Below are 9,727 nucleotides of genomic sequence, written 5' to 3'. Positions count from 1 at the left end.
CGTCAGACTGATGCGGCGGCGTAAAGCGACGCAAACGCGCCTCGATTGGCCGCGGGTATGAATGTGAAACTCAGGAAGTCACGAGCCTCGAAAGCGAACCGAGGGCGACGAACGCTCTCATCCGGAACGCGAGCATGGCGCTGTGCTGCGCGCGGATGACGTCTTTCACCGCGGGATCGCTCAGTGAACCGAGGCGATTGAGCGGCGTTTTGAAACAATGAGCGAGTGTGATGCCGAAATCGTTATCGGCGGGATCGACGCCATGCCACCAGAACGGTGGGATATAGAGAACGTCGCCGGGCGCAAGCGTGGTTTCGAACTTCGTCAGTGCACCGTCCGCGGGAAAGAAGCGCGCGCCATCATTCATGTGATGAAGATTGGACTTGATCGGCACGGCATACGCTTGCCAGTTTTCACTGGACAGCCTGAACATGGAAATGCGCTTGGTGCCGATGATCTGCGTGGTTAGCGTCTCGTCGGTCGTGTGGTAGTGCCATTCGGTCGAAGCATTCCGATAGATGAAGAGCCGGTCTTGTGCATATGCGCGCGGCGGTCGATCGTGCTCTCTTTCGAGAAACTCATAATGGCCGAGATCGGGTTTCCATTCCGACGGAATAGGGAGCGCGCGGATCGCATGCGTCTCGTCCGGCCCTGCGTCGCGCAGACGCGTAATGGCCTGATTGAGTTTCAGCTTCGGGAGATTTGCATACCAGAGACCGGTGGGCGAGGCGTTGAACGCATCCGAGATGCCGACTTCGCTATCCGTCAATGCTTCGAGATAGCCGGGTGCGTTCCATTTCCGGAGAGCAGGCCAGTTGCGCACCGCTCCTCTGATGACAACAGGTTTCTGAGCGCAGACATTGTCGCTCCAGAATTGTCCGTGTCTGAGCGTTTCATTATCGATGGACGGAAGCTGAACGCTGCGTCCCGGAACGAGGTCGATCACTTTCACAATGCGCTTGGCCATTTCCCACTCCCAGATCGAGAATCATCAGGACCGTGCAGTCCAGTTCTGTTCGATGTAGTCCAGGCATTGCCTGCGTGAGCAATCTGGATACTCCACCGTCCAGCCGTCCGGAACCTCGAGATGAGCGGGCCAAAGCGAGCGCTGCTGCAATTCGTTGATCAGCACACGGAATGTGCCCTGATCGTCGTCGAATGGATTGTCCACGCTGTTGCTCCCTTCGTTCGTGCTTCGGATTGCAACGAAATATAGGCGCCGGGAGTTAGCATTGAATGAGGTGTCGCGAGAGCCATAGCGTGCGTCGAGCGTGGCGCGCACTCGATGCGACGAGCACCTTGCAAAAGACGTGAGGAATGCATCGCTATTTAATATCGGCTTCGGATTGGTAGCAAGGGAAATTGCGGGGGCCTTACCGAGTTCGATATGTCTCGCGTGACGAGTGCTTTGCGCGATGCCCACATCGCGCTCGGCGCAAGGCACGTCGAGTTGCTTGTGACGCGTGTGCTGCCCTTGGGGGACGAGGTACGCAGCTATGGAAGCGCTTCCCGATGGCCTCGATCGCAATAAAAGAAGCGTATCAAGGATTGGTTTTCTAATTCAAAGCGCCCGGCATTTGCATGCAGACCGGCACAGACTCGGTCTTAACTCGAAAGAGCGTGCGCTGTGCACCTCGCCCGAGTTTGTGAGTGCTTCAAACATGGACTGCGGTCCCGGTGAGCCGCGCACGCGCGTATCCCGGCGCATACGACAACTTTCCGCGATGCCGTGCGCTGGCGCCAGGCGCTGCGGTTCCGTCGCGCGGGCTCGACTGCACCCGCCGACGCCATCGAACGCGTGGCGCGTCATGCGAACTTCCATCTGCATCTGGCTGCGCCCTGGCACGAAGCCGTCGTCGATGACAACCGCGTGCGCGCGCGTGCGGAAGACGGCACGTTCGAATTCGATTTCGTGATCGCGGCACGGGCTACACGGTCGATCTGCATGCGCGGCCCGAACTCGCCGGCATCGCCCATCATGTGCTGCTTGGGCGCGACCGCTACACGCCCGCATCCGACGAACGCGACGATGCGCTCGAATATGTGGAGAAGCGGCCCGGCGAGGCATCGTTCCTGAAGAATATCCACGTCGTCAATGCCGCGGGATTGGTGAGCCGGGGCGAAGCCGCTGCGCCACGCTGTTACCGGTAACGCGCGCAATTGCACGAATCGCGAAACTGTCGTTATACTGGCTCCGCGATCGAGTGGCCTGACCACCGCGATTGGCCTGACCGCAGGACGAATCAAGCAGACTGACTGGAAGCGTCGCATCGGCACCGCGCCCGATGCGCCCGGAAGGGGCGTGCTGTAGATGAAGTCGCGCAGCGCCTCTCCACAAGAAAAATGAAAGGAGACAACCCGATGTTCCGTGAAGGAGTGCAGGCAAGAGCCGCGCTCGCGCTCGCCGTCTGCATGCTCGCAGGCGCCGCGCACGCGCAGGTCGCAACGGGCGACACCACGCAGAAAAAAATCGCCCTGTCGAATAGCTTCGCGGGCAACGCGTGGCGGCAGTCGATGCTCAAGAGCTGGAACGCCGTCGCCCAGCAAGCGGTGGCGGACAAGAAGATCGCGGCCGCGCCCGCTTTCACGACCGCCGAGAATCAGGTGACGGAGCAGGCGCAGCAGGTTCAGAACCTGATCCTGCAAGGCTATAACGCGATCGTCATCGACGCCGTTTCGCCGACCGCGCTCAACGGCACCATCAAGAAGGCATGCGCCGCGGGCGTCGTCGTCGTCTCGTTCGACGGCGTCGTCGACGAGCCGTGCGCGTATCGCGTCAATTTCGACTTCAAGGGCTGGGCGGAGCAGGGCGTCGACTATCTGGCGACAAAGCTCAATGGCCACGGCAACATACTGGAAGTGCGCGGCGTGGCCGGCATCTCCGTCGACAACCTCATGCACGAAGGTGTGCTCGAAGGGCTCAAGAAGCATCCGGGGCTCAAGCTCGTCGGCTCGGTGAACGGCGACTGGACGCAATCGGTCGCGCAGAAGGCTGTGGCCGGCATTCTCCCGACGCTACCGCAAGTCGATGGCGTGGCGACCGAAGGCGAGATGTCGTTCGGCATCGCGCAGGCGTTCAAGGCCGCCAATCGTCCCGCGCCGCCGATGGTCATCGGCAGCACCTATCCCGAACTGCAATGGTGGAGCGAGCAGGCGAAGACCGGTTATCAGTCGCGCTCGCTGTCGAATCCGCCGGGCGCGGTCTCGTTCGCGTTCTGGGTGGCGCAGCAAGTGCTCGCGGGCAAGAAGATTCCGAAGGAAGTCACCATTAACGTGCCGCTGCTCGCCATCTCGCAGCAGGAGTTGCCGGCGAGGCTCGCCGCGACGCCGCCGGGTGGAATCGCCGACGTCACTTATACGCTGCCGCAGACCGTGGCCTTGCTCGACAAGAAATAAGCATTCGATGACGCCACGCATGGAGGCATGTGAATGGGCGCAACTATCAATACAGAGGACGAGCGCACGCTGATTCGCTTCGAAGGCGTCGGCAAGACCTTCGGCCGGGTGCGCGCGCTCGCGGACATCGACTTCGCGTTCACGCGCGGCGAATGCGTCGGCATCGCGGGACACAACGGCGCGGGCAAATCGACGCTCATGGCCGTGCTCGCGGGCGTGTATGCGCCGACGCAGGGCCGTATCGAAGTGGACGGCCAAAGCGCGCCGCACTACGACGCCAACGCCGCGCGCAAGGCCGGCGTGCGCTGCGTCTTTCAGGAACTCTCGCTGTGCGCGAACCTGACGGTCGCGGAAAACATGACGATCGTGCATCCGAAATTGCGCGGGCGCGGCTGGCGGCGCACGGCAACGGCGCTCATGCGCGACAAGCTCGAAGAGATTTTTCCGGGCAACGGACTGAAGGGCAACGAACTCGTGTCCGATCTGACGCTCACCCAACAGCAGATGGTCGAGATCGCGCGCGGGTTCACGGTGACGGACGCGCCCGTGCGTCTCGTGATCCTCGACGAGCCGACCTCGTCGCTCGATGCCCATACCGCCGATCAACTGCTTGCCTTCGTCCGGCGCGCGGCAGAGAGCGGCATCACCTGTCTGCTGATTACGCACATGCTCGGCGAGATAGAGCGCGTCGCGAATCGTGTGATGGTGATGCGCGACGGCGGCATCGTCGGCGTGCTGCCGGGCAACGAGGCGAACCGTGCGTCGATCATTCAGGCGATGGGCCAGCATCTGGAAGCGGAGAAAACGCCGGCCGCCGCCCGCATACGCAACGCACAAAGCGATGACAAACCGTTCCGCTGGAACGTCGGCGGAAGGAAACATACGCTGATCGAGGCATCGCGCGGAGAGATCGTCGGCTTCGCCGGACTCGCGGGCCAAGGCCAGACCGAAGCGCTGCTCGCCATCTACGAGGCAGCGACGAGCCACGGCGCGGGCCGCATGAAAGCCGCATTCGTTGCGGGCGATCGCGGGCGCGACGGCGTGTTCCCGGTGTGGTCCATCGCGCAGAATCTCGATTTGCGGTGGCTTCTCGGCGGCGCGAAGCGCAAGCGCGGACTCGTCGATCGCGCGGCGGCGCGCGCGCTCGTGGAAGCGTGGCGCACGAAGATCGGCATACGCGGCGCGCCGATGGGCGCGGGCATCCTGTCGCTCTCGGGCGGCAACCAGCAGAAGGTGCTGTTTGCGCGCGCGCTGTCGTCGGACGCGCAGCTCATTCTGATGGACGATCCGACGCGCGGCGTCGATGTAGGCACCAAGCGCGACATCTACCGGCTCGTTCACGACGAAGCCGCGAAAGGCCGCACGTTCATCTGGTACACGACAGAAAACGAAGAGCTGTCGCATTGCGACCGCACGTATGTCTTTCGCTCGTCGGCGGTCACGCGCGTCTTGCATGCGGACGAATGCACGGAAGAAGCGCTGCTCGCTGCGAGCTTCGAGGAGCAGGCCGCATGACCCCCGCGCGCATCACCTTCCGGGACACGCAAGCGCGTCTGCGCGCGCTGCTTCCCGCCATCTCGCTCGTCGCGGTGCTCGTGCCGATTCTCGTCATGCAGCCCGCCGTGATGAGCTATTTCGGATCGAGCCTGCTGCTCAATCTGGCCGTGCCGATCGTGCTCGCCACGCTTGCGCAACTCGCGATCATCACCGTCAACGATCTCGACTTGTCCATCGGTCCATTCGTGAGTCTCGTCGCGTGCATCGGCGCGACGCTGCTCGTCAAGGAGCCGTGGCTCGGCGCGCTCGCGCTCGTCGCCTGTGTGCTCGCGTATGCAGCCGTCGGCGCGCTGATCGAACTGCGGCAAATTCCGTCCATCGTCGTGACGCTCGGGCTGTCGTTCGTGTGGAGCGGGCTCGCGATCGTGCTGCTGCCTTCGCCGGGCGGCGCGAGCCCCGGCTGGCTCGGCACGGCGATGAGCTATCAGACGCCGTTCATCGCCGCGCCGATCGTGTGGTCGGTGCTCATTGCCATCGCAGGGCACATTCTGCTGATGCGCACCTCGGCCGGCGTGCGCATACGCGGCGCGGGCGGCAATCCGCGCGCGATGCGGCGCTTCGGCTGGTCGCTCGTGCGCAGCAAGGCGACGCTTTACGGCATCGCGGGCGTGTTCGGCGTGCTGTCGGGTCTTTCGCTGCTCGGGCTCACGACCTCCGCCGACGCGAACCTTGCGCTGCGCTACACGCTGCTCTCGATTGCGGCGGTCATTCTCGGCGGTGGCGAATTCGTCGGCGGGCGCGTATCGGTCATCGGCGCGGTGCTCGGTGCCATCACGCTCACGCTCGCGGCGTCGTTCCTCGCCTTTCTCAACATCTCGGCGGATTGGCAAGTCGGCATGCAGGGCGCGATCCTGATCGTCGTGCTGTCCTTGCGCGTGCTGCTGCAACGCGGGGAACGGCAATGAAATCGCAGACTTCCGGTGAAGCGCTCGCCAACAACGATACCGCGTGGGAACGGCTGAAGGGCGTTCAAGCGCCCTGGGCGTGGTCTTTCGTCGGCACGGTGCTCGTGTGGTTCGGTATCGTCGGCATCTTCGGCTTCGGCATCGCGAGCAATGTCGCGCAGACGGCCCTCACCTACGGCGTGTTCATGGTGCTGGTCGGTCTCGGGCAGATGCTCGTCATCACGTCGGGTGTCGGCAACATCGACCTCTCGGTGCCGTCGACGATCGCGCTCGCGGGCGTCGTCGGCATGCACGCGATGGGCGGCTCCAACGGCCAGATTGCGCTCGGCGTCGCGGCGGCGCTCGGCGTGGGCGTCGCGGTCGGGATCGCGAACTACATGCTGATCCGGCTGCTGCGCATTCCGCCGATCATCGCGACGCTGTCGTCGAGCTTCATCATCCAGTCGATCGCCATTACGCAAGGGCGCCAGCTTCCGCCGCCGCCGCCCGCGCTGGGCGCATTCGCCACGAGCCGGCTCTTCAACGTGCCGTATATCGCGCTGGTTGCGCTCGCCTTGTCGGTCGCGCTCGCGGTGCTGCTTCATCGCGCCGTGTATGGCCGCAGGCTTTCGGCGATCGGACAGAACGCGCGCGCCGCGTGGCTCGCGGGCGTGAACGTGCATCGCACGCGCTGCCTTGCCTACGTGCTTTCGTCGATGATCGCGGCGCTCACGGCCCTGCTGCTCGCGGCGACATCAGGCGGCGCGTCGCTCGATATGGGCGTCGAGTACATGCTGATCTCGATCGCCGTGGTCGTGATCGGCGGCACGCTGGTCACGGGCGGCAAGGCGACGATCGTCGGCGTATGGGGCGCCTCGATGTTCCTGTTTCTCACCAACGCCGCGCTCAACGCGGTCGGCGCCGATGCCGGCGTGCGCTCCATCGTGTACGGCGTGCTCATCATCGCGGTGACGGTCGCCGCCGGCGGAAAACCGGCGCGCTGACACGCAATCCACAAAGGACGAGGAGACATGAAACCCAGCGATTTCGAAGTGCATGATCCGCGTTTCAGGCTGCTGCTGCAGCCGAACGCGTTCCTTTCCAAAGTGACGGACGAATGCCTCTGGGCGGAAGGACCGGTCTATTTTCCGGCCACGGACCTGTTCGTCTGGAGCGACATCCCGAACAACCGCATGCTGCGCTGGGCGCCGGGAATGGGCGTCGGCGTGTTTCGCGCGCCGTCGAACTACAGCAACGGCAACACGCGCGACCGCGAAGGGCGGCTCGTGAGTTGCGAGCATGGCGCGCGGCGCGTGACGCGCACGGAGCACGACGGCAGCGTGACCGTGCTTGCATCGCATTTCGAAGGCAAGCGGCTGAACTCGCCGAACGATGTCGTCGTTGATTCGAAGGGCGACATCTGGTTCACGGATCCCGACTACGGAATCTTGAGCGACTACGAAGGCTATCGCGCAGAGAGCGAGATCGGCCGATGCAACGTGTATCGCCTATCGCCCGACGGCGCGCGTGTGCATCTCGTCTGCGACGACTTCGCGAAGCCGAACGGCCTCGCGTTTTCTCCGGACGAATCGCAGATCTACATCGCGGATTCGGCCGCTTCCCACGACGAAGAAGCGCCGCGTCATATCCGCGTGTTCGATGTATCGGGCGATGGCGTATTGCGTAACGGACGCGTGTTCATCGAGATGCAGAGCGGCGTGCCGGACGGCATGCGGGTCGACGAGCACGGCAATGTCTGGACCAGCGCGGAGGACGGCGTGCACTGCTACGCACCCGACGGCACGCTGCTCGGCAAGATCCTCATTCCCGAGGTCGTCGCGAACCTGACGTTCGGCGGCATCCATCGAAATCGCCTGTTCATTACGGCGACGTCATCGATCTATTCGCTGCATGTCGGCGTGCGTGGCGCGGGACGGTAAAAACATCAATAACAGGAGACGAGCATGAGAATCACAACACTGGCCGTGGCGCTGTGCCTGGTCGCGGCATCGGCGGGCGCGTCGGCGCAGGTCGCGACGGGCGATACGTCGTCGATGAAGATCGCGCTGTCGAACAACTACGCGGGCAATAGCTGGCGCCAGCAGATGCTCAAGAGCTGGGCCAACGTCGCCGATCCGGCCGTGAAGCAGAAGGTCGTCGCGGCGGCGCCCAGCTTCACGACAGCCGAAAGCCAGGCGACAGAGCAGGTTCAGCAGATCCAGAATCTCATCTTGCAAGGCTTCAAGGCCATCGCCGTCGATGCCGTTTCGCCCACGGCGCTCAACGGCGTCATCAAGCAGGCATGCGGCGCGGGCGTGACGGTCGTATCGTTCGATGGCATCGCAACCGAGCCGTGCGCGTATCGCATTGCCGTGGATTTTCAGGGCATGGGCCGCATGCAGGTCGATTACTTGGCGAAGCGGCTGAACGGCAAGGGCAACTTGCTCGAAATTCGCGGACTCGCGGGCGTCTCCGTGGACGACGAGATTCATCAGGGCATCGTCGACGAACTCAAGAAGTATCCGGGGATGAAGATCGTCGGTTCGGTGCACGGGGACTGGACGCAGACCGTCGCGCAGAAGCAGGTCGCGGGCATCCTGCCGACTTTGCCGAAGGTCGACGGCGTGCTCACGCAAGGGGGCGACGGCTTCGGCACCGCGCAGGCGCTCAAGGCCGCGGGGCGGCCGACGCCGATCATCATTCTCGGCAACCGGCAGGAAGAACTCGCCTGGTGGGCCGAACAGAAGAAGAGCGGTTACGAGACGATGTCGGTGACGATTCCGCCGGGCGCGTCCTCGTTCGCCTTCTGGGTGACGCAGCAGCTTCTCGCCGGCAAGAAGATGCCGCACGACATCCGTATGCCGGTTCTGGAAGTGAAGCCGGAGGAACTCGACGCGGTGCTGGCCAAAACGCCGGTTGGTGCATTGGCGAACAAGGAGTACACGCGCGACGAGGTCGTCGCCGTCGTGGATGGGAAGAAGTAGGCACGTATCATCGGAGATGGAAACACGACGAATGAATCTGCGGGTACACGGCGCGTTGAATGCGGTTGGCTCGTCGCCCGCCAGCCTGATCGCCTGCTCCGAGCGCTGATGAAGCTCGGCAAGCGTGTATTGGCCAGAGCGTCTCTGCTCGTGGTGTTCAGAAGGTATTGCCGAGACGTCCTGCGGCAAGGACGTCTCGCGCTCATTTCGCCCGCGAGGCGTTCGCAGTCAGCTTGACGATTGCGTCGAGCGCGCCATTCACCATGCCGCGTACCACCGGCTCCACTTTCTTCGCGACCTCGGGCAGATAGTGGAACGGTGCGTTTTCGCTCATATAGGTGGACTGGCACATCTCCAGTTGCACCGCATGCACGCCGTCCTGCGGCGCGCCGGCGTGCCGCGTGATAAAGCCGCCCTTGAAGCGGCCGTTCGCAATCCATGTGAACGGACTCGCCGCTGCGACGCGCTGTATTGCTTCCTGCACGGAGGGCGCGGCGGTGCGGCCATCCTGCGTACCGATGTTGAAGTCCGGAAGCTTGCCTTCGAAAAGGCGCGGCAGCACGCTCGCGATCGAGTGCGCTTCCCAGAGCAGCACATTCCGATGCTGGCTGCGCAGGCGCGTCAGCTCTTCCTGAAGGGCGTCGTGATACGACGTGCCGGACAGTTGGGAGTCGTTCCGAAGGGAGTCGAGCACAAGCCCTGTGCAAACGCAGAAGTCAAGCTGCTGCTTATCGAGCCGCGAGGTGTCGTGAACACAGGCGACGGCGCGGCAAGCGAGCGTACTGTCGCGAACGACCAGTGGATTTGAGCCGGCCACCGGGGTATGACCGGTGAGACGTGGCGGGCGGAGACGGGCGATTCTCCGAGGGCGCGATTGCGTCGATTCCAGTTCAACGTCCGCTCTTG

Annotated in this window: 10 protein-coding genes and 1 pseudogene; 8 read left to right on the top strand and 3 right to left on the bottom strand. The window is 63.6% G+C overall.

Annotation, left to right across the window (positions count from 1 at the left end):
• Nucleotides 1-70: 70 nt before the first annotated feature.
• Both BG60_RS08765 and BG60_RS36780 read right to left on the bottom strand, forming a co-directional pair.
• Complete coding sequence (locus BG60_RS08765) at nucleotides 71-967, bottom strand: cupin-like domain-containing protein (protein WP_034471119.1); 897 nt, start codon at nucleotides 965-967, stop codon at nucleotides 71-73.
• A 24-nt stretch (nucleotides 968-991) separates the two neighbouring features.
• Nucleotides 992-1,171 carry an MbtH family protein gene (locus tag BG60_RS36780; RefSeq protein WP_008345490.1) on the bottom strand — a complete coding sequence of 60 codons (180 nt, stop codon included), beginning with the start codon at nucleotides 1,169-1,171 and terminating at the stop codon, nucleotides 992-994.
• A gap of 558 nt (nucleotides 1,172-1,729) precedes the next feature.
• Between BG60_RS36780 and BG60_RS08760 the strand changes: the two genes are divergently transcribed.
• The 7 genes from BG60_RS08760 to BG60_RS08730 all read left to right on the top strand — a co-directional run bounded on the left by BG60_RS08760 (nucleotide 1,730) and on the right by BG60_RS08730 (nucleotide 8,821).
• Nucleotides 1,730-2,077, top strand: a complete 348-nt coding sequence (locus tag BG60_RS08760; protein WP_033535656.1) for a hypothetical protein — start codon at nucleotides 1,730-1,732, stop codon at nucleotides 2,075-2,077.
• Between the two features lie 284 nt (nucleotides 2,078-2,361).
• On the top strand, nucleotides 2,362-3,396 hold the full coding sequence (locus BG60_RS08755) for a substrate-binding domain-containing protein (RefSeq protein ID WP_008345492.1): 1,035 nt from the start codon (nucleotides 2,362-2,364) through the stop codon (nucleotides 3,394-3,396).
• A 33-nt stretch (nucleotides 3,397-3,429) separates the two neighbouring features.
• Nucleotides 3,430-4,911, top strand: coding sequence for a sugar ABC transporter ATP-binding protein (locus tag BG60_RS08750; protein WP_008345493.1), 1,482 nt, complete (start codon nucleotides 3,430-3,432; stop codon nucleotides 4,909-4,911).
• The gene (locus BG60_RS08745) at nucleotides 4,908-5,858 is read left to right on the top strand and encodes an ABC transporter permease (protein ID WP_008345494.1); all 951 of its coding nucleotides are present in this window, start codon (nucleotides 4,908-4,910) and stop codon (nucleotides 5,856-5,858) included. Before BG60_RS08750 ends, BG60_RS08745 begins: the two co-directional genes overlap by 4 nt.
• Nucleotides 5,855-6,841 (top strand): ABC transporter permease, encoded by a 987-nt coding sequence (locus tag BG60_RS08740; RefSeq protein ID WP_008345495.1) that lies wholly within the window; start codon nucleotides 5,855-5,857, stop codon nucleotides 6,839-6,841. The genes BG60_RS08745 and BG60_RS08740 overlap by 4 nt, the downstream gene beginning before the upstream one ends.
• Before the next feature lie 27 nt (nucleotides 6,842-6,868).
• Nucleotides 6,869-7,777, top strand: a complete 909-nt coding sequence (locus BG60_RS08735) for an SMP-30/gluconolactonase/LRE family protein (protein WP_008345503.1) — start codon at nucleotides 6,869-6,871, stop codon at nucleotides 7,775-7,777.
• A 24-nt stretch (nucleotides 7,778-7,801) separates the two neighbouring features.
• Complete coding sequence (locus BG60_RS08730) at nucleotides 7,802-8,821, top strand: ABC transporter substrate-binding protein (RefSeq protein WP_008345505.1); 1,020 nt, start codon at nucleotides 7,802-7,804, stop codon at nucleotides 8,819-8,821.
• Between the two features lie 202 nt (nucleotides 8,822-9,023).
• On the opposite strand, the gene BG60_RS08725 is transcribed toward BG60_RS08730, so the two are convergent.
• On the bottom strand, nucleotides 9,024-9,416 hold the full coding sequence (locus BG60_RS08725; protein ID WP_008345508.1) for an N-formylglutamate amidohydrolase: 393 nt from the start codon (nucleotides 9,414-9,416) through the stop codon (nucleotides 9,024-9,026).
• Between the two features lie 42 nt (nucleotides 9,417-9,458).
• Between BG60_RS08725 and BG60_RS39505 the strand changes: the two are divergent.
• Nucleotides 9,459-9,629 (top strand): annotated as a pseudogene (locus BG60_RS39505) (cupin domain-containing protein); the annotation flags it as partial.
• Nucleotides 9,630-9,727 lie beyond the last annotated feature (98 nt).

Source organism: Caballeronia zhejiangensis (genome assembly GCF_000698575.1).
GTDB lineage: Bacteria > Pseudomonadota > Gammaproteobacteria > Burkholderiales > Burkholderiaceae > Caballeronia > Caballeronia zhejiangensis.
This window is presented reverse-complemented; position numbering and strand designations above follow the sequence as displayed.